The organism is Serratia sp. NA_112.1 (assembly GCF_052691715.1).
The window spans coordinates 18,548-44,238 of sequence record NZ_JBQZFO010000004.1 but is presented as its reverse complement, the minus strand read 5'-3'; the positions used below and the strand labels follow the sequence as shown (position 1 = coordinate 44,238).

Here is a 25,691-nt window from a genome sequence, read left to right as displayed (position 1 = left end):
ATTAACCGCGAACGGTCAAATTAGATGTTATGCATCACCGAAACGGCGACGTGGTGCAGCCGGAGCGGCGTCATCACGACGTGGTGCGCGTTGGCCGTCACGGTTGAAGTTACCGCCACGACGCTCGCCACCGTTGCCAGCAGGTGCAGCAGCACCGCCCTCACGACGATCACCGAAAGAACGACGACCTGGGTTTGCCCCTTCACGACGTTCGCCGTTGAATGGACGACCACCGCCACGACGTTCACCGTTACCGGCAGGACGCTCACGACGTTCATGCGGCTGTGCATCGCCCAGCAGTTGCATGTTCATCGGTTTGTTCAAGATGCGGGTACGGGTGAAGTGAGACAGGATCTCGCCCGGCATACCTTTTGGCAGCTCGATAGTAGAGTGCCCGGCAAACAGTTTGATGTTACCAATGTAACGGCTGCTGATGTCGCCTTCGTTAGCGATCGCGCCAACGATATGACGAACTTCAACGCCATCATCACGACCCACTTCAATGCGGTACAGCTGCATTTCGCCAACGTCACGACGTTCACGACGTGGACGCTCAGCGCCACCGTCACGGCTGTCTGGACGCGCGTCACGACGACGGTCGCTACCGCGATCGTCACGGTCGTTGAACTCACGACGCTGACGTGGCTTGAACACTGGGTCCGGTGGCAGGATCAGAGGACGTTCGCCCTGTGCCATTTTCAGCAGTGCTGCAGCCAGCGTTTCCATTTCCAGTTCTTCTTCGCCCGGCTGCAGTTTAGCCAGCAGGCCACGGTACATGTCCAGATCGCTGCTTTCCAGCTGTTGCTGTACTTTAGCGGCGAACTTGGCCAGACGACGCTCACCCAGCAGTTCTGCGTTTGGCAGTTCAACTTCTGGAATGGTCAGCTTCATGGTGCGTTCGATGTTGCGCAGCAGGCGGCGTTCGCGGTTTTCTACGAACAACAGTGCGCGACCGGCACGACCAGCACGACCGGTACGGCCGATACGGTGAACGTAAGACTCGGAATCCATAGGGATATCATAGTTTACCACCAGGCTGATACGCTCAACGTCCAGGCCACGAGCAGCAACGTCGGTCGCGATCAGGATATCCAGACGGCCACCTTTCAGACGCTCCAGGGTTTGCTCACGCAGAGCCTGGTTCATGTCACCGTTCAGAGCGGCGCTGTTGTAGCCACTGCGCTCCAGCGCTTCAGCCACTTCCAGGGTCGCATTTTTGGTACGAACGAAAATAATCGCCGCATCAAAGTCTTCAGCTTCCAGGAAACGCACCAGCGCTTCGTTTTTACGCATGCCCTGCACAGTCCAGTAACTCTGGCTGATGTCCGGACGGGTGGTGATGCTGGACTGGATACGCACTTCCTGCGGCTCTTTCATAAAGCGGCGGGTAATGCGACGGATCGCTTCCGGCATGGTTGCAGAGAACAGCGCGGTCTGATGTTCAGCCGGGATCTCCGCCATGATGGTTTCTACGTCTTCGATAAAGCCCATGCGCAGCATTTCGTCGGCTTCATCCAGCACCAGGCCACTCAGGCTGGAGAGGTTCAGCGTGCCGCGTTTCAGGTGGTCCAGCAGACGGCCTGGAGTCCCTACTACAATTTGCGGGCCCTGACGCAGAGCGCGCAGCTGCACGTCATAACGCTGGCCGCCGTACAGGGCCACAACGTTAACGCCATGCATGTGTTTGGAGAAATCAGTCATTGCTTCAGCAACCTGAACCGCCAGTTCGCGGGTCGGTGCCAATACCAGGATCTGCGGTGCTTTCAGATCGGCTTTCAGGTTGTGCAACAGTGGCAGCGAGAATGCTGCAGTTTTACCGCTACCGGTCTGCGCCATGCCCAGCACATCACGGCCGTTCAACAGGTGAGGAATACACTCTGCCTGGATCGGTGACGGTTTTTCGTAGCCCAGATCGGTCAGGGCAGAAATGATTGGAGCAGACAGCCCCAGGTCAGCAAAAGAGGTTTCAAGCTCAGTAGTCATGTACACGTGCCTCATTAATAATGGCAGCCAGTCTACATAACTCGTCGAGAAAATTTTCAGTCATTTTCATTGAAAAGTGTGAACCGGCTCAAATTAGATTATAAAACGAACAAAAAAGCCCTCGCCCGTAAAGACGATAACTTTGGCAATAAAACCAATGTATATCAGGCTGATTACCCTTCATCTTCCAAACCGCCGCTGTGTTGGCTGCTCTCCCTCACCCTCGTCACTTAGTGAACTAAGCTCCCAGGGATTCGTTCGATTGCCGCCTTGCCGCAATTTGAAATCTATTGGGTAGAGGTGTTCGTCAGCTATTGCTGGTCCGATTCCGATAGGTCGTCTTGTTCTTGGCCCAACAGCGCCAATTCCAACAATGCATAGCGGTGCTCAACGAAGTTATGAACGTTGTTAGCAACCGTCAGTTTGAACAGCGCCAAAGCGGTGTCCTTGTCCCCCAGACTTAGGTAATGCTTACCTAAATAGAAGTCAGTTTCACTGAGATGCTCAGCGAGCGAAGTGTTATCCGTTGCATCTGCCTTGAGCCTTTCCATCAGCGTTTTTTCACTGATGTTGCCCAGGTAGAATTCGACAATATTCCATCCCCATTGCCCTCGGTTCGCTTTGTCATAACGCTGCTGGAGCGCTACGTCAGCCTTCTTGGGATCGATTTCTCTTTCCACAAGATAAAGCCACAACGAACGGAAGGGATCGTTTGGGTCGTCTTGATAAAACGCCTGCAGATCATCCTGCGCCAACGGGAAGCGGCCGCCATAATAAAGAGCGATGCCCCGGTTTAAACGCGCGTAATTGTAAGTTGGATCAAGCTCTAGTACAGAATCAAACGCTTCATAGGCAGCATCAAAATTGCCTGCCTGCGTTAAGTAAATGCCCAGGTAGTTGAAAACTTCTGGCATATCAGGACGTATCGCCAGCGCTTGCGAGAAATCATTGCGCGCCAGTGCACGTAGCCCGAGGCTATCATACAGCACTCCACGCTCATATAAAAGCTGCGCACGCTCATCGTCCGTCAGTGCCCGGCTGGCAAGTATTTGTTCCATGCGCGCCAGGATCACTTCCTGCTGCAGTGTTGGCTGCAACGGGATAGCCAAAACTTCGTCTTTACGCCAATCATGGTTGCTGCATCCTGCCAGCATGAGTGCTGTCGCAACGTAAAACCAGCGCAAGAAAGGCTTCATTTCCCACTCCCGAAGACAAACATTGGATGAACATCCTTTCATCCGTTTGCAAATACGCAGACATCCTGCCCGCGTTATATGAACAGCCCCCAACCTCATGGCCGGGAGCTGTAAATCTATCTATACAGTTATTCTGCTTCAGGCGCAGGTGAACCTGCTTCTGGGGCAGTCGCTTCTTTGATGCTCAGACGCACACGGCCCTGACGGTCAACTTCCAGTACCTTAACCGGTACTTCCTGACCCATCTGCAGATAGTCGGTCACTTTCTCAACGCGCTTGTCAGCGATTTGAGAGATGTGCACCAGACCTTCTTTACCGCCGCCGATCGCCACGAATGCGCCGAAATCAACGATACGGGTAACTTTACCCTGGTAAATACGGCCCACTTCGATCTCGGCAGTGATCTCTTCGATGCGACGGATAGCGAATTTCGCTTTCTCACCGTCGGTAGCAGCGATTTTAACTGTACCATCATCTTCGATTTCAATGGTAGTGCCGGTCTCTTCTGTCAGCGCACGGATGACAGAACCGCCTTTACCAATCACATCTTTGATCTTGTCCGGGTTGATGCGGATAGTGTGGATACGTGGTGCAAACTGAGAGATATCGCCACGCGGGGTACTGATAGCCTGTTCCATCACGCCAAGGATGTGCAGACGCGCGCCCTTAGCCTGGTTCAGAGCAACCTGCATGATTTCGCGGGTGATGCCTTCAATTTTAATGTCCATCTGCAGCGCGGTAATACCGTCACGGCTACCGGCTACTTTGAAGTCCATGTCGCCCAGGTGATCTTCGTCACCCAGAATGTCGGACAGAACAACAAAGTTGTCTTGTTCTTTCACCAGGCCCATTGCGATACCGGCAACGGCGGCCTTAATTGGCACACCTGCATCCATCAGTGCCAGAGAGGCACCACAGACGGAAGCCATGGAAGAAGAACCGTTGGATTCGGTGATTTCAGAAACCACACGTACCGTGTACGGGAAATCTTCTGGCTTAGGCATCATAGCCAATACGCCACGTTTCGCCAGGCGACCGTGACCAATTTCACGACGTTTTGGCGAACCTACCATCCCGGTCTCACCAACGGAGTACGGAGGGAAGTTGTAGTGGAACAGGAAGCTGTCGGTCTTTTCGCCCATCAGCTCATCCAGGTTCTGCGCGTCACGGGCGGTGCCCAGCGTTGCGGTAACCAGTGCCTGAGTCTCACCACGGGTGAACAGCGCGGAGCCGTGGGTACGCGGCAGTACGCCGGTGCGTACGTCCAGACCACGGATCATGTCTTTTTCACGGCCGTCGATACGCGGCTCGCCACGCAGTACGCGGCTACGAACGACGTTTTTCTCAACGCTACCCAGGATGTCCTGAATTTCAGACACGTCCAGGGTTTCGTCCTGGGCCAGCAAGGTTTCAACAACGCTGCTCTTGATCGCATCAACCTGAGCGTAACGCTCTTGTTTTTCGGTGATGTGATAAGCGTCACCCAGGCGGCCTTCTGCCAGTTCTGCAACGCGCGCGTGCAGCGCTTCGTTGACTGCAGGTGCCTGCCAGTCCCACTTAGGCTTGCCGGCTTCGGCAACCAGGGAATTAATGTTTTCGATAACGATTTGCTGTTGCTCGTGGCCAAATACCACCGCACCCAGCATCTGATCTTCGCTCAGAACGTCAGCTTCGGATTCAACCATCAGTACTGCGCCAGCGGTACCGGCAACCACCAAGTCCAGGCTGCTTTCTTTCAGCTCATCGCTGGTTGGGTTCAACACGTATTGATTGTTGATGTAACCCACGCGCGCAGCACCGATTGGGCCATTGAACGGAATACCGGACAGGCTCAGGGCGGCAGAGGCACCGATCATCGCAACGATGTCCGGGTTAACCTGCGGGTTAAGGGAAACAACGGTCGCGATCACCTGAACTTCGTTCAGGAAGCTGTCCGGGAACAGTGGACGGATCGGACGGTCAATCAGACGGGAGGTCAGGGTTTCACCTTCGCTCGGACGGCCTTCACGACGGAAGAAGCTACCCGGGATACGACCAGCAGCGTAGGTACGCTCCTGATAGTTAACCGTCAGTGGGAAGAAGCTCTGGCCTGGTTTGGCTTTTTTCTGGCCAACTACGGTAACGAATACTGCGGTGTCATCCATGCTCACCATAACGGCAGCAGTGGCCTGACGAGCCATCATACCAGTCTCAATAGTGAGGGTATGCTGGCCATACTGGAATTTGCGAATGATCGGTGTCAGCAAAATTATATCCTTAGATTAGGCGCGCAATCGTATTGTCGACTCGACACGCCAGTGACTCGGTTTGCCTTCTCACTACATCCTCGCGACTAATGACAATCCTTATCTCAAGCCTGAGACAAAGCCTCTCATTAGCCGCGCGAACCTCTGTAACGGAAGAGCCTGTTTGGAAACATCAGTAATACATTAACCTGATTTGCTTATGCTTCCTAGAAGAAAGGGGCCAAAATAGGCCCCTTTCCACTGAAACTCGCTTGATTAGCGACGCAGACCCAGACGCTCGATCAGGCTGGTGTAACGTGCTACATCTTTACGCTTCAGGTAGTCCAGCAGCTTACGACGCTGAGAAACCATACGCAGCAGACCACGACGGCTGTGGTGATCTTTTTTGTGCTCTGAGAAGTGGCCTTGCAGATGGTTGATCTGCGCAGTCAACAGGGCAACCTGAACTTCGGAAGAACCGCTGTCGTTAGTACCACGACCGAAATCAGCTACGATTTTAGCTTTAGCTTCAACACTTAGAGACATTGTCTTACTCCAGATTATAGATAATAAATACAGGCGCCGATCTCTAATTCAGCAACCCAATGCATAAGCTGCGCCATTCTACCCTTAGCGCAGTGCGATCGCAAGGCAGTGCGTTTTCTACCCTTAGTCGAAATATTCAACTACCAGGCGGCGCGGCGCCACACGACCGTCATCGGCAATATCACCGACGCCGATAAATTTACGCTCTTCACCTTCAGTGATACGGACCATGCCCGAGGCAGGTGCACCAGCAACCTGAACCGGTTGCCCTTGCTTAACGTAACCGGCAACAACGGGCAGCAGATTCACTTCCGGGTAGTTCTCCACCGGACTGTCCATCGGCATCAACAACGGATCGAGTAGCTCGGCCGGGGCGATTCCCTGCCGATGGGCCTGCTCCAGCAATTCGTTCAACTGCTCCAGCGTGACCATGCGCTCGGTCGGGTAGGTCGCCACCTGCAGACGACGCAAATAGATCACGTGCGCACCACATCCCAGCAGCTCACCGAGGTCATCGGTGATGGTGCGGATGTAAGTGCCTTTTGAGCAGTGAATTTCCAGCTCCAGCTCATCCCCTTCCCAGCGAATAAACTGCAGTTCGTAAACGGTAATGCTACGCGCTTCACGCGGCACTTCGATACCCTGGCGAGCATACTCATAGAGTTTCTTGCCCTGGTATTTCAGCGCCGAGTACATCGAAGGCACCTGCTTAATATCGCCACGGAAACTGTCCAGCGCCGCATCGAGCTGCACCTGGGTGAAACTCACCGGCCGCTCCTGCACAATTTGGCCGTCAGCATCCGAGGTATCGGTACGCTGACCGAGCCGGGCAATCACGCGGTAGCGTTTGTCGGAGTCGAGCAGGAACTGTGAAAACTTGGTCGCCTCACCGAGGCAAATCGGCAGCATGCCGGTCGCCAGCGGGTCGAGCGCACCGGTGTGGCCCGCGCGATTGGCGTTATAGAGGCGCTTTACTTTTTGTAGGGCGTCGTTGGATGACAGGCCCTCCGGTTTGTCCAGCAACAGGACACCGTGGATATCACGGCCGCGGCGACGAGGGCGACTCATTAAGCCTCCTCGTCATCGCCTGATGCGGAACGGCGCTCGGCGTCATTCTTCACTACGTTGGTCACCAGGTTGGACATGCGCATGCCTTCAACCAGGGAGTTATCGTAAGCGAAGGTCAGCTCAGGTACTACGCGCAGGCGCATGGCTTTACCCAGCAGCGTGCGGATGTAGCCGGAAGCATCTTCCAGAGCTTTAATGCCTTTAGGCACCAGATCCGGATCGGCGTTTTCGGTCAATACGTTCAGGAAGGTGACGTAAACTTTGGCATAGGCCAAATCACGAGAAACTTCTACACCAGAAACGGTAGCCATGCCGACACGCGGATCTTTGACTTCACGCTGCAGAATGATAGCAATCTCTTTTTGCATCTCTTGTGCCACGCGCTGACCGCGGCTGAATTCTTTTGCCATTTTGGGGATTCTCCAGACAAATCGGGGGGCACAAGGCCCCCCAGAACAGACTTAAGCAGATGTGCTAGCGTTAAGCGATGGTGCGTTGGATCTCGATGATTTCGAATACTTCGATCATGTCGCCGACGCGCACGTCGTTGTAGTTCTTAACGCCGATACCACATTCCATGCCGTTACGGACTTCGTTAACGTCATCTTTGAAGCGGCGTAAGGATTCCAGCTCGCCTTCATAGATAACCACGTTGTCGCGCAGAACGCGGATTGGGTTGTGACGTTTGATGTTCCCTTCGGTAACCATACAACCTGCAATGGCGCCGAATTTAGGTGATTTGAACACGTCACGTACGGCGGCCAGGCCGATAATCTGCTGCTTGTACTCAGGCGCCAACATACCGCTCATCGCCTGCTTCACTTCGTCGATCAGGTTATAGATCACGGAGTAGTAACGCAGATCCAGGCTTTCTGCTTCAATCACGCGGCGCGCAGAAGCGTCGGCACGGACGTTGAAGCCCAGGATGATAGCGTTGGAAGCCGCTGCCAGCGTGGCGTCGGTTTCGGTAATACCCCCTACGCCAGAGCCAACAATCTTCACTTTCACTTCGTCGGTAGAGAGTTTCAGCAATGAATCCATAATCGCTTCACAAGAACCCTGTACGTCGGATTTCAGTACGATGTTCAGCTCAGAAACTTCACCGTCGGTCATATTCGCAAACATGTTTTCCAGTTTGGATTTCTGCTGACGCGCCAGTTTAACTTCGCGGAACTTGCCTTGACGGTACAGCGCAACTTCACGCGCTTTCTTCTCGTCACGCACTACAGTCACTTCATCACCGGCAGCTGGAACGCTGGACAGGCCCAGGATCTCAACCGGAATAGAAGGACCTGCTGAGGTCACTTCGTGGCCTAGTTCATCACGCATCGCACGCACACGGCCGTATTCGAAGCCACACAGAACGATATCGCCTTTATTCAGCGTACCTTCCTGTACCAGCACGGTAGCAACTGGGCCACGACCTTTATCCAGGAAGGATTCGATAACTACGCCGCTGGCCATGCCGCTGCGTACCGCTTTCAGTTCGAGAACTTCAGAGCGCAGCAGGATAGCTTCCAGCAGTTCGTCGATACCGGTACCGGCTTTCGCAGATACGTGAACGAACTGTGCTTCGCCGCCCCACTCTTCCGGCATAACGCCGTACTGGGACAGTTCCTGTTTAACGCGGTCCGGATCGGCTTCCGGCTTGTCAATTTTGTTTACTGCAACCACCAAAGGTACCTTCGCTGCTTGCGCATGCTGGATAGCTTCGATGGTTTGCGGCATCACGCCGTCGTCGGCAGCAACGACCAGAACAACGATGTCTGTTGCCTGAGCACCACGAGCACGCATTGAAGTAAAGGCTGCGTGGCCTGGGGTATCCAGGAAGGTGATCATGCCGTTTTCGGTTTCTACGTGGTAAGCACCGATATGCTGGGTAATACCACCGGCCTCGCCTGCTGCCACCTTGGTGGAGCGGATGTAGTCCAGCAGAGAAGTTTTACCGTGGTCAACGTGGCCCATGATGGTCACAACTGGCGCACGTGGCTCAGCCGCAGCACCAGTATCACGGTCGCTCATCAGCGCTTCTTCCAGCTCGTTCTCACGACGCAGGATAACTTTGTGGCCCATCTCTTCGGCAACCAGCTGGGCGGTTTCCTGGTCGATGACCTGGTTGATGGTGGCCATTGCGCCCAGTTTCATCATCGCTTTGATGACCTGAGAGCCTTTAACCGCCATCTTGTTAGCCAGTTCGGCCACGGTGATGGTTTCGCCGATCACAACGTCACGGTTAACCACCTGAGCCGGCTTGTTGAAGCCCTGCTGCAGAGTACTTGGCTTACGCTTGCCTTTACCACCACGGGTCACGGCGCGCGCTTCTTCACGGTCTGCTTTAGACTCGGAAAGTTTGTTGCCTTTCTTCTGCTTGGTCGCTTTGCCGCCACGAGTGCGGGTGCGGCGTTCGCCTTCAACTTTGGCGTCGTTTTCGTCTTCGGCAGCACGGGCGTGCTGGGAAGTGGTGACATGATAATCGGCAGTTTCAACCGCTGCGCTAGCTTTCTCTGCAGCAGCCCATTCTTCGCCTTTTTCTTCGGCCATACGGCGCGCTTCTTCCGCTACGCGTTTGGCGTCTTCTTCAACCTTGCGTCGTACTTCCTCTTCCGCTTTACGTTTCAGTTCAGCGGCTTCGGCTTCACGGCGTGCTTTTTCTGCCTGAGCTGGCTTGGTCATTTCGTCGGTATGTTGATTCGTCACTTTTTCTTTTTCCGCTGAATTACGCTTAGCAATCTCCGCGGCCTCACGTTTGGCTTGCTCTTCGGCTGCGCGCTTTGCTTCTGCTTCGCGTTTTGCCAGCTCTTCTGCTGCGCGCTGTGCCTGCTCTTCCGCTTCACGCTGTGCCTGCTCTGCCGCTTCAGCCTGTTGGGCTTCTGGCGTATCGCGATTTACATAAGTGCGTTTCTTGCGGACCTCGATTTGCACCGATTTACTTTTACCGCCGGTGCTCGGAATATTCAAGGTGCTGCGCGTTTTGCGCTGCAACGTGAGCTTACCCGGTGCACTACCGTGTTCACGGTTCAGGTGCGCCAGTAAGGCTTCTTTCTCATGTTGGGTTACAGAGTCTGTCTCAGACTTGTTAATCCCTGCATCAGCAAACTGCTGTACCAGGCGATCAACTGGAGTCTGAATCTCTGCTGCCAGTGATTTTACGGTTACATCTGTCGTCATGCTGTTCCTTCCTGCTACAGTTTATTACGCGTTGTCGCCAAACCAACAGATATTACGTGCGGCCATAATCAGCTCGCCGGCTTGCTCATCGCTAAGCCCTTCAATATCAGCCAGATCGTCAACACCCTGCTCGGCAAGATCTTCCAGCGTACAAACCCCACGCGCGGCCAGTTTAAAGGCCATGCTGCGCTCAAGACCCGACAGGTTGAGCAAATCGTCAGCAGGTTTTTGGTCGCCCAGGCTTTCTTCTTGTGCCAGGGCCAGCGTGGTCAATGCAGCTTTGGCGCGATCGCGCAACGCTTCAACCATATCTTCATCCAGACCGTCGATTTCCAGCAACTCTTTGATTGGCACGTAAGCCAACTCTTCCAGAGTAGAGAAGCCTTCTTCAACCAGTACGGTGGCGAAATCTTCGTCAATATCAAGATGTTTGGTGAAGGTATCAATGGCGGCATGAGCTTCGGCCTGGTGCTTGGCCTGCAGATCGTCCGCCGTCATCACGTTCAGTTCCCAACGGTCATCGTCACGATGCTGTTTTAACAACTGGGATGCCAAACGCACGTTTTGGCCATTACGGCCGATCGCCTGTGCCAGATTGCTGGCTTCAACGGCGATATCCATAGTGCAATTATCTTCATCAACCACGATTGAGGCAACGTCTGCCGGCGCCATGGCGTTGATGACGAACTGCGCAGGGTTATCATCCCACAGGATGATGTCGATACGTTCACCGCCGAGCTCGCTCGAAACGGCCTGAACGCGCGCACCGCGCATACCTACGCAAGCGCCGACCGGGTCGATGCGTTTGTCGTTGGTTTTCACTGCAATTTTTGCACGGGAGCCAGGATCGCGGGCTGCCGCTTTAATTTCGATCACTTCTTCGCCGATTTCCGGTACTTCGATGCGGAACAGTTCTTTCAGCATCTCAGCGCTGGAGCGGCTGACGAACAGCTGCGCACCACGGGCTTCAGGACGAACGGCGTACAGGATACCGCGGATACGGTCGCCCGGACGGAAGTTTTCGCGTGGCAGCATGTCTTCACGGCCAATGACCGCTTCAGCGTTGCTACCCAGGTCCAGCGCAATGCTGTCACGGTTAACTTTCTTCACTACACCGGTGACGATTTCACCTTCGTGCTGGCGGAAGGCGTCAACCACCATCGCGCGCTCGGCTTCACGTACTTTCTGTACGATAACCTGTTTCGCGGTTTGAGTGGTGATACGATCGAAGGTCACAGATTCAATCTGATCTTCGATGTAACCGCCCAGCTCAATACCTGGCTCTTCATACTGTGCAGCTTCCAGCGTGATTTCACGCGTTGGCTGAGTCACTTCATCTACAGCGACCCAACGGCGGAAGGTGTCGAAATCGCCAGTTTTGCGGTCAATGCTGACGCGAACTTCGATTTCCTGCTCGTATTTTTTCTTGGTGGCGGTGGCTAATGCGGTTTCCAGCGCTTCGAAAATCTTCTCACGCGGAAGGGATTTTTCATTGGAAACAGCTTCAACAACAGCCAGAATCTCTTTATTCATCCTAGTTGCCTCATCCAAACTTTAAAAGTGGGGTACCAGGTTCGCTTTCTGGATATTGCTCAGCGCGAACACTTCATCTTTCCCTTCCACAGCAACAGTGATCATCTCGCCATCGACAGACTTGATGATGCCCTGCCATTTGCGACGGTTCTGTACGGCCATGCGCAAGACCAGGCTGACTTCGTCACCGAGGAAACGAGTATAGTGCTCGGCGGTGAACATCGGGCGATCAAGGCCAGGAGAGGAGACTTCCAAGTTGTAAGCGACTGTGATTGGCTCTTCAACGTCCAATACAGCGCTGACCTGGTGGCTGACATCAGCACAATCGTCAACATTGATGCCGTTTTCACTATCAATATAGATACGGAGCGTCGATTGGCGCGCACGAATAAATTCGATGCCTACAAGTTCAAAGCCCAACGCTTCTACCGGTGCCGAAAGCATCTCTGTTAATTTTTGCTCTAATGTGGACAAGCCCACCCCCAAGACATAAAAAAAGGGCCTAATAGCCCAGTGATTCTGTTGCCAAATAACAAAAAACCCCGAAAATTCGGGGCTTTATGCAACTGGACCCTGTTTGCCGCTAAGCGGCTTCGGTGCAACTTTCTAGCAAGTGTCATTTTCAAATGTTGATCGAGAAAAGCGGATTTCAATCGAAAAGTGTATTTGAAAATAAACACTTAAAGGAAAGTGGTTGCGGGGGCCGGATTTGAACCGACGACCTTCGGGTTATGAGCCCGACGAGCTACCAGGCTGCTCCACCCCGCGTCCGAAAACGTGGCAAATATTACGCCGATAATCGCAAAATAGCAAGTTATCTCTGGGATTTGGTACCGAGGATGGGACTCGAACCCACAAGCCCGTTAGGGCACTACCACCTCAAGGTAGCGTGTCTACCAATTCCACCACCTCGGTACTGATTCTTACTGCTAACGGTTGTTATTTATATCGAGGTAACAACAACCGTTTTCAAACTCTGTTACTACTTAGCGCTTACTGTGGGATATCGCTGCTCGGCTTGGTTGGTGCTGCCGGCGCGGTAGTCTGCTCAGATTTCACTGGCTGACCCAGGTTTTCCCACTCGCTGCCCTTCTTGGTCTGGTTGGTGCTCAGATTGCCAAGGATCAGACTGATGACGAAGAACAACGTCGCCAGCACAGCCGTCATGCGGGTCATGAAGTTGCCGGAACCACTCGAACCGAACAATGTGCCAGATGCACCTGCTCCGAATGAGGCTCCCATATCAGCGCCTTTACCTTGCTGCAGCATAATCAGAGCTACCAGCCCGATTGAGATCAGCAGGAAAATTACCAGAAGAGCTTCGTACATAGTTGTACCTGTATCCTTGCGGCTTCACCGCGTGCCAAATGCTTCACACCCCATAGGCTTCTTTTCTAACAAGAAGTCGCAGGCGTTATACCAAACTGCCCACTGAAGCGGGTGTGAATACTAACCAAAGGTGCCAAACCACGCAAGGGCAATTTGCAGCCACCGGCGCGTTTGCGGAAAAAAACACCAATAAAATTCGCAGGCTGTGATTTTAGGGGGCAACTGCCGCCCCCGAACTCATCAATGGCCAATTAACCAGCGGATTTCACCGCATCGGCGATGCGATGTGCCAACGCAGTCACCTGCTGCTCATCTTCACCTTCCACCATCACGCGGATCAGCGGTTCGGTACCGGATTTGCGCAGCAGAACGCGGCCACGACCGGCCAATTCCACCTCAACCTGCTCGGTGATTTTGCGCACCTCTTCGGATTCCAGCGGGTTATGCTCGCCGGCAAAGCGCACGTTGACCAGAATTTGCGGCAACAATTTCATGCCACTGCACAGGTCGTGCAGACTCATACTGTTACGAACAATCGCCGTCAGCACCTGCAGGCCGGCAACGATGCCGTCACCCGTGGTGGTTTTGTCCAACAGGATCACGTGGCCGGAGTTTTCCGCACCAATACGCCACCCCAGTTCCTGTAGCTTCTCCAGCACGTAGCGGTCACCGACTTTCGCACGTGCAAATGGGATACCCAACTGCTTGAGTGCCAATTCCAGCCCCATGTTGCTCATCAGCGTGCCAACCGCGCCACCGCGCAACTGGCCCTGACGCAGTCCTTCACGAGCGATGATATAAAGGATTTGGTCGCCATCGACCTTGTTGCCAAGGTGATCAACCATCATCACGCGGTCGCCGTCACCGTCAAATGCCAGGCCGACATGGGCTTTTTCCTGCAGTACGCGCTCTTGTAATTGACGAACATCAGTCGCGCCGCACTTTTCATTGATATTCATGCCGTCCGGCTCAACACCGATGGCAATCACCGTGGCACCCAGTTCACGTAGTACGCTCGGTGCGATGTGGTAAGTGGCACCGTTGGCGCAATCGACTACGATCTTCAACCCTTTCAGGCTCAATTCGCTCGGGAAGGTGCCTTTGCAAAACTCAATGTAACGACCGGCAGCGTCGATAATACGGCTAGCTTTGCCTAGCTCGGCGGACTCCACACAGGTCAGTGGTTTTTCCATCTCGGCTTCGATCGCTTCTTCCACGTGATCCGGCAGCTTAGCGCCGTCGATCGAGAAGAACTTGATGCCATTGTCGTAAAATGGGTTATGTGATGCCGAAATCACAATACCGGCTTCAGCACGGAAGGTACGCGTCAGATACGCTACCGCCGGCGTCGGCATCGGGCCAGTAAACGAAGCTGACAGCCCCGCAGCGGCCAGCCCGGCTTCTAGCGCAGACTCCAGCATATAGCCGGAAATACGGGTATCTTTACCGATAATGATTTTACGAGAGCCGTGACGTGCCAGTACCTTACCCGCCGCCCAGCCCAGCTTCAGAACGAACTCAGGGGTAATAGGACTATCACCGACCTTGCCACGAATGCCGTCGGTACCAAAATATTTGCGTTCACTCATGTCTCTATCATCCCTTAGCTGAAAGTGTTGCCTCGACGACACGCATCGCCTCGACGGTTTCTTTAACGTCATGCACTCTGACGATCTGTGCGCCCTGCATGGCGGCGATCACCGCACAGGCCACGCTGCCGATGACCCGCTGATCGGGGGGCACGTTCAGCAGTTGTCCAATCATCGACTTACGCGACATCCCCACCAACAACGGCAGGCCGAAGTGATGAAACTCTGACAATCTGGCCAGAAGCTGATAATTGTGCGCTAAATTCTTACCGAAACCGAATCCTGGGTCGAGCAGCAATTTCTGATTTGTAATACCGGCGGCATTACAGCGCTCAATATGTCGCTGGAAAAAGGCGTTAACATCACCAATAAGGTCATCATAGTGCGGCGCCTGCTGCATGGTACGCGGTTCACCCTGCATATGCATCAGACACACCGGTAGCCCGCTTTCTGCGGCGGCAGCCAGCGCGCCCGGCTCCTGCAACGAGCGAACGTCATTGATCAAATGCGCTCCGGCCAGAGCCGACTCGCGGATCACCCCGGCTTTCGAAGTATCTACCGAGATAAAGACTTCAAAACGCCGGGCAATGGCTTCCACCACAGGCACTACGCGTGCGATCTCTTCGTCTTCGCTAACCTCTGCCGCTCCCGGTCTGGTCGACTCGCCACCCACATCAATCATGGTCGCACCGGCCGAAATCAGTGCATGGGCATGTAACAACGCCTGATTTAGAGTGTTGTGTTGGCCGCCGTCAGAAAAAGAATCCGGGGTTACGTTGAGGATCCCCATCACCCGCGGATGGGAAAGATCGAAAGTCGTGTCTCGCACGGTTAACTGCATTACTAATCCACCTTACTGTTGTCTGGTTCACTGCCCGCCGGACAATAAAAAACCCCGGCATGCCGGGGTTCGATGTTATTACACAGCCAAAGTTACTTGTCTAGCTGTTCAGACAGGGTATTGCCTGGGTTTGGCGTGCGTGGCTCATCTACCGGCGTAGGGGCTTTCGGTGTGCCGCCATTGTCGGAGTTGCTGCCTTTGCTCGCATCGTCCCAACCCGCTGGCGGACGCACGTCTTTGCGGTTCATCAGATCGTCGATCTGAGGCGCATCGATGGTTTCATACTTCATCAGTGCATCCTTCATCGAATGCAGGATGTCCATGTTTTCCATCAGCAACGCTCGCGCACGGATGTAGTTGCGTTCGATCAGGGATTTAACTTCCTGGTCGATGATGCGCGCAGTTTCGTCCGACATGTGTTTCGCCTTGGCCACGGAACGGCCCAGGAACACTTCGCCCTCTTCTTCCGCATACAGCAATGGCCCCAGCTTCTCTGAGAAGCCCCATTGGGTCACCATGTTGCGGGCAATCGAGGTCGCCACTTTAATGTCGTTCGACGCACCGGTAGAGACTTTCTCTGGCCCGTAAATGATCTCTTCTGCCAGACGACCACCGTACAGAGTAGAGATTTGGCTCTCCAGCTTCTGACGGCTGGCGCTGATTGCATCGCCTTCAGGCAGGAAGAAGGTGACCCCCAACGCGCGGCCACGAGGAATAATGGTTACCTTGTGTACCGGATCGTGCTCAGGAACCAGACGGCCGATAATGGCGTGGCCAGCTTCGTGATACGCGGTCGACTCTTTCTGCGCTTCGGTCATCACCATCGAGCGACGTTCCGCACCCATCATGATCTTGTCTTTGGCTTTTTCGAACTCAACCATCGACACCACGCGTTTGTTGCCACGGGCGGCAAACAGTGCCGCTTCGTTGACCAGGTTGGCCAGGTCAGCACCGGAGAAGCCCGGAGTACCACGAGCCAGTACTGAAGCATCAACATCCGGCGCCAAAGGCACGCGACGGGAGTGCACTTTCAGGATCTGCTCACGACCACGTACGTCTGGCAGACCAACAACAACCTGACGGTCGAAACGGCCTGGACGCAGCAAGGCCGGGTCAAGCACGTCCGGACGGTTGGTCGCAGCAATGACGATAATGCCTTCGTTGCCTTCAAAGCCGTCCATCTCAACCAGCATCTGGTTCAGCGTTTGCTCACGTTCATCGTGACCGCCACCCAGGCCGGCGCCACGCTGGCGACCGACGGCGTCGATTTCATCGATAAAGATGATGCACGGTGCCGCTTTCTTGGCCTGTTCGAACATGTCACGCACACGAGAAGCACCAACACCCACGAACATTTCCACGAAGTCGGAACCGGAAATGGTGAAGAACGGCACTTTAGCCTCGCCGGCGATAGCTTTCGCCAACAGCGTTTTACCGGTCCCTGGAGGGCCAACCATCAGCACACCTTTAGGGATCTTGCCGCCCAACTTCTGGAAACGGCTCGGCTCACGCAGGTATTCCACCAGTTCGCTTACTTCTTCTTTTGCTTCGTCACAACCAGCAACGTCGGCAAAAGTGGTTTTGATCTGGTCTTCCGTCAGCATGCGGGCCTTGCTCTTACCGAAGGACATCGCGCCCTTGCCGCCGCCGCCCTGCATTTGCCGCATAAAGAAGATCCAAACCCCGATCAGCAACAGCATTGGGAACCACGAAATAAAGATAGAAGCCAGCAAGCTCGGCTCTTCAGGCGGTTCACCAACAACTTTCACATTCTTGGTTAACAACGTATCCAGCAATTTCGGATCGTTGACAGGGATGTAGGTCGTGTATTTGTTACTGTCTTTCTTGGTAACGTTAATTTCACGTCCGTTGATTCGCGCTTCGCGAACCTGGTCCTGGGTCAGCTCGGACATGAAGGTAGAGTAATCCACCCTACGGCCATTCGACTCGCTGGGCCCAAAGCTCTGGAATACAGACATCAACACTACCGCGATGACTAACCAGAGAATTAGGTTTTTCGCCATGTCACTCAAGGGATTAACCTCATATTACAACTGTGTTAACAAACAGCGTTAGGGTACTACAGCTTGCGCCCTGTCGCTACAATGTACACTTCGCGCGAACGTGCGCGGGAAGCGTCTGGCTTACGAATCTTAACCTTCGTAAACAGGGAGCGAATTTCCCGTAGGTACTCGTCAAAACCATCTCCCTGGAACACCTTCACCAGGAAACTTCCGCCTGGTGCGAGGACATCACGACACATTCCTAGTGCTAATTCCACCAGGTACATCGATCTTGGAATATCGACGGCCGGGGTGCCACTCATATTCGGGGCCATGTCAGACATAACCACCTGAACCTTACTTTCACCTACTCGTTCCAACAGAGCCTTGAGCACCAGTTCATCACGAAAATCGCCCTGAAGGAAATCAACGCCAACGATAGGATCCATTGGCAAAATATCACAGGCGATGATGCGGCCGGAACCGCCGATCTGGGTCACGACATATTGCGACCAACCACCCGGTGCCGCACCTAAGTCCACTACGGTCATGCCGGGTTTAAACAGTTTGTCACTCTGCTGTATTTCATCAAGTTTAAACCAGGCGCGCGAACGCAGCCCTTTTTTCTGCGCCTGTTGAACATATTTATCGCTAAAGTGTTCTTGTAACCAGCGACTGGAGCTAGCAGAACGCTTTTTATTAGCCATCTCGTTTTCCAACTATCATAAAAAGAGTCTTAATGTCAGGTTCGCAGCTCACGTAGACTCACACCGGTGAAGACCGATTTGGTGATATACATGAGATGGCGGTAGAATGTACCGTTTTCAATCCCAACTTAAGCAAAAAAGACAATGAATCTGAATAATAAACAAAAACAGCACCTGAAAGGCCTGGCGCATCCGTTAAAACCGGTTGTCATGCTGGGTAATAACGGTCTCACCGAAGGGGTGCTGGCTGAAATTGAACAGGCTCTGGAGCATCATGAGCTGATCAAGGTAAAAATCGCTGCTGAAGATCGCGAAACCAAAACCCTGATCGCCGACGCTATCGTGCGTGAAACGGGTGCCTGCAACGTGCAAGTCATCGGCAGTACGCTTATTCTTTACCGCCCTTCTAAAGAGCGCAAGATCAGTCTACCGCGTTAATAAGCATTGGGTTAACGAAAAGGTGCCATGCACCTGATTCAGATAAAAGGCCGCGTGCGGCCTTTTTCCTTTCTTTACAAAACCCTGGCGATTTTCTGAACGAATGCAGAGCGATCAGAGATAATCAACCTTCAAGATCTCATAATCGACATCGCCACCCGGGGTTTTTATCACTACCACGTCATCAACTTCTTTACCGATCAAACCGCGCGCCATAGGCGAATTCACCGAAATCAGATTTTTCTTGAAATCGGCCTCGTCGTCGCCAACGATGCGGTAGGTCACTTCTTCTTCGCTATCGAGGTTCATCACCGATACGGTGGAGCCAAAAATCACGCGGCCATTGTTAGGCATCTTGGTGATATCGATCACCTGCGCGTTGGACAACTTGGCTTCAATTTCCTGGATACGCCCTTCGCAGAAACCCTGCTGCTCACGAGCGGCGTGGTACTCTGCATTTTCTTTCAAATCGCCGTGTTCACGGGCGTCAGCGATATCCGCAATGATTTTCGGACGGCGCACGCCTTTCAAATATTCGAGTTCTTCGCGCAGTTTTTCAGCGCCAAACAAGGTCATCGGAATCTGTTTCATAAGCTAAATACCTCTAAATCTTTCCTGTTCAAATAACCGTCATCCTGACGTGTTCGAATGAAAAAACGGTGGCTACATGCCCCCCGCATCCAGGCGACAAACAAAAGAAGCCTGACTCGGAACAGTTGCCCAAGTCAGGATCGATTTTGCATTTTGATACGCATTTTAGCCTAGAGTTCCTTGAGGGTCATCGTTTACTTTTTCCCTGAATGCACCGTAGTATGACGGCACGTTATCCAGCTGTTATCCCGAGATTATGCGTTTTTCACGAATTGTCAGTGCATTGGCTTGCGCATTTGTTCTAAATGCGAATGCGGCCCCGGTTGAAGATTACACACAATATTTGCCTGATGGGGCCAACCTTGCCCTGGTAGTTCAGAAGATCGGCGCAGACGCACCGACCATCGATTATCACTCTCAGCAAATGGCGTTGCCGGCCAGTACCCAGAAAGTGCTGACCGCGCTGGCTGCATTATTGCAGCTCGGCCCCGACTATCGCTTCACCACCACGCTGGAAAGCCAGGGTGATATCAGTGACGGCGTGCTGCGAGGCAACCTGATTGCCCGCTTCAGCGGCGATCCGACTTTTAAGCGCCAAAGCCTGCGCAACATGGTGGCGATCCTGAAAAAGCAGGGTGTACGCCAGATCACCGGCGATGTGCTGGTTGATACTTCAGTATTCGCCAGCCATGACAAAGCCCCCGGCTGGCCGTGGAACGACCTGACCCAGTGCTTCAGCGCACCACCGGCGGCGGCGATAGTCGATCGTAACTGCTTCTCAGTTTCGTTGTACAGCGCGCCAAATCCGGGCGATATGGCCTTTATCCGCGTGGCCTCGTATTACCCGGTCAATATGTTCAGCCAGGTGCGCACACTGGCCAAAGGCTCCGCAGATACCCAATATTGTGAGCTGGATGTGGTGCCGGGCGAGTTGAATCGCTTTACCCTGACCGGCTGTCTGACCCAACGCAGCGATCCGCTGCCGCTGGCCTTCGCCATTCAGGATGGTGCCAGCTATGCCGGGGCTATTTTGAAAGATGAGCTGAAGCAGGCCGGTATTCAGCTCGACGGCCACCTGAAGCGTCAGACCCAACCAGGCCTGAAGGGAACGGTGATCGCACAGGCTCAATCAGCGCCGCTGCACGAGTTGCTGAAGATCATGCTGAAGAAATCGGACAACATGATCGCCGATACCGTATTCCGCACTATCGGCCATGAACGTTTTGGCGTGCCGGGCACCTGGCGTGCCGGTGCCGATGCCGTGCGTCAGGTACTTCGTCAGAAAGCCGGTGTCGATTTGGGCAACAGCATCGTGGTGGACGGCTCAGGCCTGTCACGCCATAACCTGCTGGCCCCGGCAACCATGATGCAGGCGTTGCAGTACATCGCGCAGCATGACAGTGAGCTGAACTTTATTTCAATGCTGCCGCTGTCTGGCTACGACGGTACCTTACGTTACCGTGGTGGCCTACATGAAGCCGGTGTCGACGGGAAGGTTTCCGCTAAAACCGGGGCGCTGCAAGGCGTGTATAACCTGGCCGGGTTTATCACTACCGCCAGCGGTCAGCGTTTTGCATTCGTACAGTATCTGTCGGGTTATGCCGTACCGCCGGAAGATCAGAAACAGCGCCGTGCCCCACTGGTGCGTTTCGAAAGCCGTCTGTACCGGGATATTTACCAGAATAACTGAGGGTTACGATGAAACTGCTGATTGTTGAAGACGATGAGCTCCTGCAACAAGGCCTGGCCCTGGCATTAGCTGGGGAGGGCTATGCCTGCGACTGCGCCGCTACGGCGGCGGAGGCCAATGCTCTGCTCCTTACCAGTCAGTACAGCATGATTATCCTCGATCTGGGCCTGCCGGACATGGACGGCGCCAGCCTGCTTCGGCAATGGCGCCGTCAGCAAGTCGAGCTACCGGTGCTGATCCTGACCGCTCGCGATGCGCTTGAAGACCGTGTTGATGGGCTGGATGCCGGCGCCGACGATTACCTGGTGAAACCCTTCGCGTTAGTTGAACTGCAGGCGCGCGTACGCGCGCTGATCCGTCGCTATCAGGGCCATAGTGACAATCTCATGCAGTTGGATGATCTCCAACTCAACCTCTCCAGCCAGCAGGTGTATGTTCAACAACAGCCGGTGGAAGTTACCCCGAAAGAATTCGCCATCCTGTCACGTCTGATGATGCGCGCCGGACAAACGGTCAATCGTGAGCTGCTGCAACAGGATCTCTATACCTGGCAGGACGATTTGGGCTCCAACACGCTGGAAGTGCATATCCATAACCTGCGCCGCAAATTGGGTAAAGATCGCATCCGCACCGTTCGCGGTATCGGCTATCGCCTGGAGTCCTCATCATGATCAGCATGCGCCGCCGTCTGTTGTTGATGCTGGCGCTGATCCTTTTGGTCACCCAGCTTATCAGTGCCTTTTGGTTGTGGCATGAAAGCCAGGAGCAAATCAGTTTCCTGGTGGATGAAACGCTATCGGCCAAGGTCCGCACCGAGCGTGTCGATACGGAAATCGCCGAAGCGATAGCCTCACTGCTCGCCCCTTCATTGATCATGATGATCGTGACGCTGCTCGCCTCATTTTGGGCAATAAGCTGGATTATCCGCCCGCTCAATCAGCTGCAACAGCGGCTGGAGAAACGTTCCGCCGATAACCTGACTCCGCTCCCTCTTAACAGTGACAGCCTGGAAATGAAAGCGGTCACCACCGCACTCAATCAGCTTTTCTCACGCCTGGACAACACCATCCAGCAGGAGCGGCTGTTTACTGCCGACGCCGCCCATGAGCTACGCACGCCTCTGGCAGGGATCCGCCTGCATCTGGAATTAATGGAAAAACAGGGGGTTCCGCAAAGTGGGCCACTGATTAAGCGCATTGACCAACTGATGCACACCGTCGAACAATTGCTGATGCTTGCACGCGCCGGGCAAGATTTTGCCAGTGGACATTATCAACGCTTCGATTGGGTAAGCGACGTGATCCAACCGCTGCGGGATGAGCTCGAGGAGTTGGCCGCACAACGCGGGCAAAGTTTGCAATGGCACCTTCCTGCCGCTGCCCCGGTACATGGTGACCCGGTACTGTTACGCCTGCTGCTGCGTAACCTGGTTGAGAATGCCCATAGGTACAGCCCTGAGGGCAGTAGGATCCAGGTAGAACTTTCTGCGCAGGAACACGGTTACCGACTACAGGTGATCGATGAAGGTCCGGGCGTCAAAGAGAAAATAGCGGGTGAACTCACTCAGGCCTTCCGCCGTATGGATCAACGCTATGGCGGCAGTGGGTTGGGATTGAATATCGTAACTCGCATTGTGCAACTGCATCAGGGCCGTTTAACACTGGAAAACCGTCAGGATACCAGCGGACTCAAGGCGCAATGCTGGTTACCGGAAAACGTCCTGAAATAAAAAAAGGGCCCAGTGTTAACTGAGCCCCTATCTTCACAAGATTACTTCTGGTAAATGATTTCGACGCCTTCGTCGTCCTCTTCATCCCAGTCGTCATCCCAGTCGTCATCCGCTTCAGCTTCCACTTCAGCGATCTGTTCACGGTGATAATCATCCCACATGAACTCGACTTTCTCCGGCGCGCTTTCTTCAATGGCCATCGCTTTCGGTTGGGTGTTGATAAACTTCATCACGTCCCAGCACAGCGCGTTGACGCCTTCACGATTGACCGCGGAGATCATGTAGTACTTGCCTTCCCAACCCATGCCCTCTGCAATCGCCTTGGCACGTTCGGCAGCTTCTTCCTCACCAATCACATCAATCTTGTTGAAAACCAGCCAGCGTGGCTTCTGCGACAGATTCTCGCTGTACTGATTCAACTCGTTGATGATGACTTTGGCATTTTCTACCGGATCAGATTCATCGATCGGGGCAATATCCACCAGGTGCAACAGCACGCGGCAGCGCTCCAGATGCTTCAGGAAGCGAATCCCCAGGCCAGCGCCGTCGGAGGCACCTTCGATCAACCCCGGGATATCGGCAACCACGAAGCTTTGCTCGTGATCCATACGTACCACACCAAGGCTTGGCACCAGAGTGGTAAACGGATAGTCGGCAACTTTCGGCTTTGCAGCAGACACTGCACGGATAAAGGTCGACTTGCCGGCGTTCGGTAGGCCCAGCATACCTACATCTGCCAGCAGCAGCAGCTCCAGCAGGATGTCACGAGCCTCACCGGCGGTGCCCAGAGTTTTCTGGCGCGGAGCACGGTTAACGGATGATTTAAAACGGGTGTTGCCCAAACCGTGCCAACCGCCCTTCGCCACCATCAGACGCTGCTCGTGACGGGTCATGTCGCCGAGGATCTCGCCGGTGCCCTGATCCTGCACGCGAGTACCGACCGGAACCTTGATGGTAATATCTTTGCCACGCTTACCGGTACAGTCACGGCTCTGACCATTCTGGCCACGTTCAGCGCGGAAAGATTTCTCAAAGCGGTAGTCGATCAGCGTGTTGAGGTTTTCGTCCGCCAACAGATAGACGTCGCCGCCATCGCCGCCGTCACCCCCATCAGGCCCGCCGTTCGGGATATATTTTTCGCGACGGAAGCTGACGCAACCATTACCACCGTCACCTGCAACGACCAAGATCGCTGCTTCATCTACAAACTTCATTTACCGTCTCCGTAAATCATTCACCGGGTTGCTTCAAAGGAGCAACCAGGCGGGGTTCTGCCCGTCGCGGCCACCAACGGTGACCAATTGCGGAAAACATAGCGCCCGCTACCACCACGAAAGCACCGACATAGCCAACGACATTTAAGGTCGGGGTGGCGAATACCTGTGGCCAGGCCAGCGCCAATAAATCTGAAAACAGCAGGGTAAACAGCGGTGTCAGCGTAACTAACGCACTCACCTGTGCCGCCTGCCAGCGCGCCATTGCTTCAGCCAGCGCACCATAACCAATCAGCGTGTTGGCACCACAGAACAGCAAACAGGCTAATTGCCAGCCGCTGAGCTGAAAAATCCCCTCCGGCCTAGCCAAAGGAAATAACGCCACTGCACATAAAGTGTACAACATTACCAGAATTTGCGGCGAGGCTAATCGACGCAGCAACACTTTCTGCGCAACGCCATAAGTGACCCATACCATTGCCGCACACACCCCCAGCAACACCCCAAGAGTGTAATCTGTCAGGCGGGTGAAAATCTCAATCAGGCTGACGTTGAAAAACAACAGCAACCCGCAGATCAGCATCAGCGCGCCAATCACCTGAGTGATACGCATCCGCTCTTTTAAAATCAGCACGCTGGCAAACATCATGCCGACCGGCGATAATTGGCCGATCACCTGTGATGCTGTCGGGCTGAGATACTGCAGCGAAGAGCTGAAGAAAATAAAATTCCCCAGCAGGCCTGCGGTGGCGATGACCAGCATCAACAACCAGCGCGGTTGACGGAACAGGGTCACCGGCGGCAACTTGCCGCGCACGGCCAAAATCAGCCCCAACCCAAGTGCAGCCATGGTAAATCGATACCAAACGATGGTAAACGGATCCATCACTACCAGCACTTCTTTCATCGCAATCGGCAATGCACCCCAGCAAACTGCCGTAGTCACCGCCAGAGAAATGCCAATTCCGACCTGCTGTTTTGTTTCCATCTTACCTTTGCCAGCGCTGACGAGCCGATGCATGAGCAGCCCATAAATGTAAAAAGCCCCGCAACGAATTGCGGGGCTTACATCTATTTAGTAAGGCTCGAAAAATTATTCAGCTTCGATGCTGATAAATTTACGATTGCTCGGGCCTTTAACTTCGAATTTGACTTTACCGTCTTTCAAAGCAAACAGAGTGTGGTCTTTGCCGCAACCCACGTTGGTACCAGCGTGGAATTTAGTGCCGCGCTGACGAACGATGATGCTGCCTGCCAGTACTGCTTCGCCGCCAAAGCGTTTTACGCCCAGACGTTTAGCTTCTGAATCGCGACCGTTACGAGTCGAGCCGCCAGCCTTTTTGTGTGCCATTAATCTGCTCCCCTAACTTAAGCGCTGATGCCGGTGATTTTAACGTCAGTGAACCACTGACGGTGGCCCTGCTGCTTACGATGGTGCTTACGACGACGAAACTTAACGATCTTAATTTTCTCGCCACGACCGTGAGCAACGACTTCAGCTTTGATCTTACCGCCATCGACGTAAGGAACGCCGATTTTGATATCTTCGCCATTAGCGATCATCAGAATCTGGTCAAACTCAACTGCTTCACCAGTTGCGATGTCCAGCTTTTCCAAGCGAATGGTTTGACCTTCGCTTACTCGGTGTTGTTTACCACCACTTTGGAAAACCGCGTACATATAAAACTCCGCTTTCCGCGTGCCCAACTGTTTAGTACAGAGCGCGCTATAAATATTCACAATAGGGCGCGAATTCTACGCAATAATCCAGCGTATGACAAGAGCAGAATAAGACCAGAAGCAGAAAAAAGAAGAAAAAAAACACAGTTCCTTTCATGGCG

24 protein-coding genes and 2 tRNA genes are annotated in these 25,691 nt (G+C 53.9%); 4 read left to right on the top strand and 22 right to left on the bottom strand.

All coding sequences use genetic code 11. From position 1 onward, the window contains the following. Positions 1–27: 27 nt before the first annotated feature. The 17 genes from ACUTQ5_RS10345 to rlmE form a co-directional block, all read right to left on the bottom strand. Positions 28–1,983, bottom strand: coding sequence for a DEAD/DEAH family ATP-dependent RNA helicase (locus tag ACUTQ5_RS10345; RefSeq protein ID WP_445651173.1), 1,956 nt, complete (start codon positions 1,981–1,983; stop codon positions 28–30). Beyond that, positions 1,973–2,047, bottom strand: a complete 75-nt coding sequence (gene yrbN / locus ACUTQ5_RS10340; RefSeq protein WP_223499600.1) for a protein YrbN — start codon at positions 2,045–2,047, stop codon at positions 1,973–1,975. The genes ACUTQ5_RS10345 and yrbN overlap by 11 nt, the downstream gene beginning before the upstream one ends. Positions 2,048–2,294: 247 nt before the next feature. Continuing rightward, positions 2,295–3,179: a lipoprotein NlpI gene (gene nlpI, locus ACUTQ5_RS10335; protein WP_445651172.1), complete on the bottom strand. Its 885-nt coding sequence runs from the start codon at positions 3,177–3,179 to the stop codon at positions 2,295–2,297. A gap of 128 nt (positions 3,180–3,307) precedes the next feature. After that, complete coding sequence (gene pnp / locus ACUTQ5_RS10330) at positions 3,308–5,425, bottom strand: polyribonucleotide nucleotidyltransferase (RefSeq protein ID WP_261110112.1); 2,118 nt, start codon at positions 5,423–5,425, stop codon at positions 3,308–3,310. 255 nt (positions 5,426–5,680) lie between these two features. Beyond that, the gene (rpsO, locus tag ACUTQ5_RS10325; RefSeq protein ID WP_012004950.1) at positions 5,681–5,950 is read right to left on the bottom strand and encodes a 30S ribosomal protein S15; all 270 of its coding nucleotides are present in this window, start codon (positions 5,948–5,950) and stop codon (positions 5,681–5,683) included. 123 nt (positions 5,951–6,073) lie between these two features. Further along, positions 6,074–7,018 (bottom strand): tRNA pseudouridine(55) synthase TruB, encoded by a 945-nt coding sequence (truB, locus tag ACUTQ5_RS10320; protein WP_445651171.1) that lies wholly within the window; start codon positions 7,016–7,018, stop codon positions 6,074–6,076. Next, complete coding sequence (gene rbfA / locus ACUTQ5_RS10315; RefSeq protein ID WP_085119479.1) at positions 7,018–7,428, bottom strand: 30S ribosome-binding factor RbfA; 411 nt, start codon at positions 7,426–7,428, stop codon at positions 7,018–7,020. Before rbfA ends, truB begins: the two co-directional genes overlap by 1 nt. A gap of 70 nt (positions 7,429–7,498) precedes the next feature. Further along, a complete protein-coding gene (gene infB, locus ACUTQ5_RS10310; RefSeq protein ID WP_261110114.1) occupies positions 7,499–10,186 on the bottom strand; it encodes a translation initiation factor IF-2 in 2,688 nt (895 codons plus the stop codon). 24 nt (positions 10,187–10,210) lie between these two features. Continuing rightward, positions 10,211–11,719 (bottom strand): transcription termination factor NusA, encoded by a 1,509-nt coding sequence (nusA, locus tag ACUTQ5_RS10305; RefSeq protein WP_112347918.1) that lies wholly within the window; start codon positions 11,717–11,719, stop codon positions 10,211–10,213. 21 nt (positions 11,720–11,740) lie between these two features. Continuing rightward, the gene (rimP, locus tag ACUTQ5_RS10300) at positions 11,741–12,193 is read right to left on the bottom strand and encodes a ribosome maturation factor RimP (protein WP_012004945.1); all 453 of its coding nucleotides are present in this window, start codon (positions 12,191–12,193) and stop codon (positions 11,741–11,743) included. Positions 12,194–12,410: 217 nt separating this feature from the next. Beyond that, positions 12,411–12,487: transfer RNA gene (locus ACUTQ5_RS10295), tRNA-Met, on the bottom strand. Between the two features lie 60 nt (positions 12,488–12,547). After that, positions 12,548–12,634, bottom strand: a tRNA-Leu gene (locus tag ACUTQ5_RS10290). A gap of 78 nt (positions 12,635–12,712) precedes the next feature. Continuing rightward, a complete protein-coding gene (gene secG, locus ACUTQ5_RS10285) occupies positions 12,713–13,048 on the bottom strand; it encodes a preprotein translocase subunit SecG (RefSeq protein ID WP_012004944.1) in 336 nt (111 codons plus the stop codon). Positions 13,049–13,299: 251 nt separating this feature from the next. Then, the gene (glmM, locus tag ACUTQ5_RS10280; RefSeq protein WP_445651170.1) at positions 13,300–14,637 is read right to left on the bottom strand and encodes a phosphoglucosamine mutase; all 1,338 of its coding nucleotides are present in this window, start codon (positions 14,635–14,637) and stop codon (positions 13,300–13,302) included. A gap of 7 nt (positions 14,638–14,644) precedes the next feature. After that, entirely contained in the window at positions 14,645–15,478 is an 834-nt protein-coding gene (gene folP, locus ACUTQ5_RS10275; protein WP_261092208.1) for a dihydropteroate synthase, read from the bottom strand. 92 nt (positions 15,479–15,570) lie between these two features. Next, positions 15,571–17,502 (bottom strand): ATP-dependent zinc metalloprotease FtsH, encoded by a 1,932-nt coding sequence (ftsH, locus tag ACUTQ5_RS10270; RefSeq protein WP_041415851.1) that lies wholly within the window; start codon positions 17,500–17,502, stop codon positions 15,571–15,573. Positions 17,503–17,558: 56 nt separating this feature from the next. Next, complete coding sequence (rlmE, locus tag ACUTQ5_RS10265; RefSeq protein ID WP_012004940.1) at positions 17,559–18,188, bottom strand: 23S rRNA (uridine(2552)-2'-O)-methyltransferase RlmE; 630 nt, start codon at positions 18,186–18,188, stop codon at positions 17,559–17,561. A gap of 144 nt (positions 18,189–18,332) precedes the next feature. Between rlmE and yhbY the strand changes: the two genes are divergently transcribed. Beyond that, positions 18,333–18,626, top strand: coding sequence for a ribosome assembly RNA-binding protein YhbY (yhbY, locus tag ACUTQ5_RS10260; protein ID WP_004933536.1), 294 nt, complete (start codon positions 18,333–18,335; stop codon positions 18,624–18,626). A 114-nt stretch (positions 18,627–18,740) separates the two neighbouring features. Here the strand turns inward: yhbY and greA are convergent, their stop codons facing one another. Further along, positions 18,741–19,217 carry a transcription elongation factor GreA gene (greA, locus tag ACUTQ5_RS10255; protein WP_012004939.1) on the bottom strand — a complete coding sequence of 159 codons (477 nt, stop codon included), beginning with the start codon at positions 19,215–19,217 and terminating at the stop codon, positions 18,741–18,743. A 256-nt stretch (positions 19,218–19,473) separates the two neighbouring features. On the opposite strand from greA, the gene dacB reads away from it, so the two are divergent. From dacB to pmrB, 3 genes are read left to right on the top strand one after another with little or no spacing between them, the layout of a single operon-like run. Then, positions 19,474–20,907 carry a serine-type D-Ala-D-Ala carboxypeptidase gene (gene dacB, locus ACUTQ5_RS10250; RefSeq protein ID WP_445651169.1) on the top strand — a complete coding sequence of 478 codons (1,434 nt, stop codon included), beginning with the start codon at positions 19,474–19,476 and terminating at the stop codon, positions 20,905–20,907. An 8-nt stretch (positions 20,908–20,915) separates the two neighbouring features. After that, positions 20,916–21,578, top strand: a complete 663-nt coding sequence (gene pmrA / locus ACUTQ5_RS10245) for a two-component system response regulator PmrA (RefSeq protein WP_012004937.1) — start codon at positions 20,916–20,918, stop codon at positions 21,576–21,578. After that, on the top strand, positions 21,575–22,636 hold the full coding sequence (pmrB, locus tag ACUTQ5_RS10240) for a two-component system sensor histidine kinase PmrB (protein ID WP_445651168.1): 1,062 nt from the start codon (positions 21,575–21,577) through the stop codon (positions 22,634–22,636). The genes pmrA and pmrB overlap by 4 nt, the downstream gene beginning before the upstream one ends. Before the next feature lie 41 nt (positions 22,637–22,677). Here the strand turns inward: pmrB and cgtA are convergent, their stop codons facing one another. The 4 genes from cgtA to rplU form a co-directional block, all read right to left on the bottom strand. Then, positions 22,678–23,850: an Obg family GTPase CgtA gene (cgtA, locus tag ACUTQ5_RS10235; RefSeq protein WP_012004935.1), complete on the bottom strand. Its 1,173-nt coding sequence runs from the start codon at positions 23,848–23,850 to the stop codon at positions 22,678–22,680. Positions 23,851–23,866: 16 nt separating this feature from the next. Next, complete coding sequence (locus ACUTQ5_RS10230) at positions 23,867–24,838, bottom strand: DMT family transporter (RefSeq protein WP_445651167.1); 972 nt, start codon at positions 24,836–24,838, stop codon at positions 23,867–23,869. A 105-nt stretch (positions 24,839–24,943) separates the two neighbouring features. Continuing rightward, on the bottom strand, positions 24,944–25,201 hold the full coding sequence (rpmA, locus tag ACUTQ5_RS10225) for a 50S ribosomal protein L27 (RefSeq protein ID WP_004933559.1): 258 nt from the start codon (positions 25,199–25,201) through the stop codon (positions 24,944–24,946). Between the two features lie 17 nt (positions 25,202–25,218). Continuing rightward, positions 25,219–25,530, bottom strand: coding sequence for a 50S ribosomal protein L21 (rplU, locus tag ACUTQ5_RS10220; RefSeq protein WP_012004933.1), 312 nt, complete (start codon positions 25,528–25,530; stop codon positions 25,219–25,221). Positions 25,531–25,691: the final 161 nt, after the last annotated feature.

What these genes read in the sequence shown, in the direction of transcription:
- ACUTQ5_RS10345 (WP_445651173.1), bottom strand. Translation starts at nt 1,983, where the DNA reads ATGACTACTGAGCTTGAAACCTCTTTTGCTGACCTGGGGCTGTCTGCT.
- nlpI (WP_445651172.1), bottom strand. Translation starts at nt 3,179, where the DNA reads ATGAAGCCTTTCTTGCGCTGGTTTTACGTTGCGACAGCACTCATGCTG.
- rpsO (WP_012004950.1), bottom strand. Translation starts at nt 5,950, where the DNA reads ATGTCTCTAAGTGTTGAAGCTAAAGCTAAAATCGTAGCTGATTTCGGT.
- truB (WP_445651171.1), bottom strand. Translation starts at nt 7,018, where the DNA reads ATGAGTCGCCCTCGTCGCCGCGGCCGTGATATCCACGGTGTCCTGTTG.
- rbfA (WP_085119479.1), bottom strand. Translation starts at nt 7,428, where the DNA reads ATGGCAAAAGAATTCAGCCGCGGTCAGCGCGTGGCACAAGAGATGCAA.
- infB (WP_261110114.1), bottom strand. Translation starts at nt 10,186, where the DNA reads ATGACGACAGATGTAACCGTAAAATCACTGGCAGCAGAGATTCAGACT.
- nusA (WP_112347918.1), bottom strand. Translation starts at nt 11,719, where the DNA reads ATGAATAAAGAGATTCTGGCTGTTGTTGAAGCTGTTTCCAATGAAAAA.
- secG (WP_012004944.1), bottom strand. Translation starts at nt 13,048, where the DNA reads ATGTACGAAGCTCTTCTGGTAATTTTCCTGCTGATCTCAATCGGGCTG.
- glmM (WP_445651170.1), bottom strand. Translation starts at nt 14,637, where the DNA reads ATGAGTGAACGCAAATATTTTGGTACCGACGGCATTCGTGGCAAGGTC.
- folP (WP_261092208.1), bottom strand. Translation starts at nt 15,478, where the DNA reads ATGCAGTTAACCGTGCGAGACACGACTTTCGATCTTTCCCATCCGCGG.
- ftsH (WP_041415851.1), bottom strand. Translation starts at nt 17,502, where the DNA reads ATGGCGAAAAACCTAATTCTCTGGTTAGTCATCGCGGTAGTGTTGATG.
- rlmE (WP_012004940.1), bottom strand. Translation starts at nt 18,188, where the DNA reads ATGGCTAATAAAAAGCGTTCTGCTAGCTCCAGTCGCTGGTTACAAGAA.
- yhbY (WP_004933536.1), top strand. Translation starts at nt 18,333, where the DNA reads ATGAATCTGAATAATAAACAAAAACAGCACCTGAAAGGCCTGGCGCAT.
- greA (WP_012004939.1), bottom strand. Translation starts at nt 19,217, where the DNA reads ATGAAACAGATTCCGATGACCTTGTTTGGCGCTGAAAAACTGCGCGAA.
- dacB (WP_445651169.1), top strand. Translation starts at nt 19,474, where the DNA reads ATGCGTTTTTCACGAATTGTCAGTGCATTGGCTTGCGCATTTGTTCTA.
- pmrA (WP_012004937.1), top strand. Translation starts at nt 20,916, where the DNA reads ATGAAACTGCTGATTGTTGAAGACGATGAGCTCCTGCAACAAGGCCTG.
- pmrB (WP_445651168.1), top strand. Translation starts at nt 21,575, where the DNA reads ATGATCAGCATGCGCCGCCGTCTGTTGTTGATGCTGGCGCTGATCCTT.
- cgtA (WP_012004935.1), bottom strand. Translation starts at nt 23,850, where the DNA reads ATGAAGTTTGTAGATGAAGCAGCGATCTTGGTCGTTGCAGGTGACGGT.
- ACUTQ5_RS10230 (WP_445651167.1), bottom strand. Translation starts at nt 24,838, where the DNA reads ATGGAAACAAAACAGCAGGTCGGAATTGGCATTTCTCTGGCGGTGACT.
- rpmA (WP_004933559.1), bottom strand. Translation starts at nt 25,201, where the DNA reads ATGGCACACAAAAAGGCTGGCGGCTCGACTCGTAACGGTCGCGATTCA.
- rplU (WP_012004933.1), bottom strand. Translation starts at nt 25,530, where the DNA reads ATGTACGCGGTTTTCCAAAGTGGTGGTAAACAACACCGAGTAAGCGAA.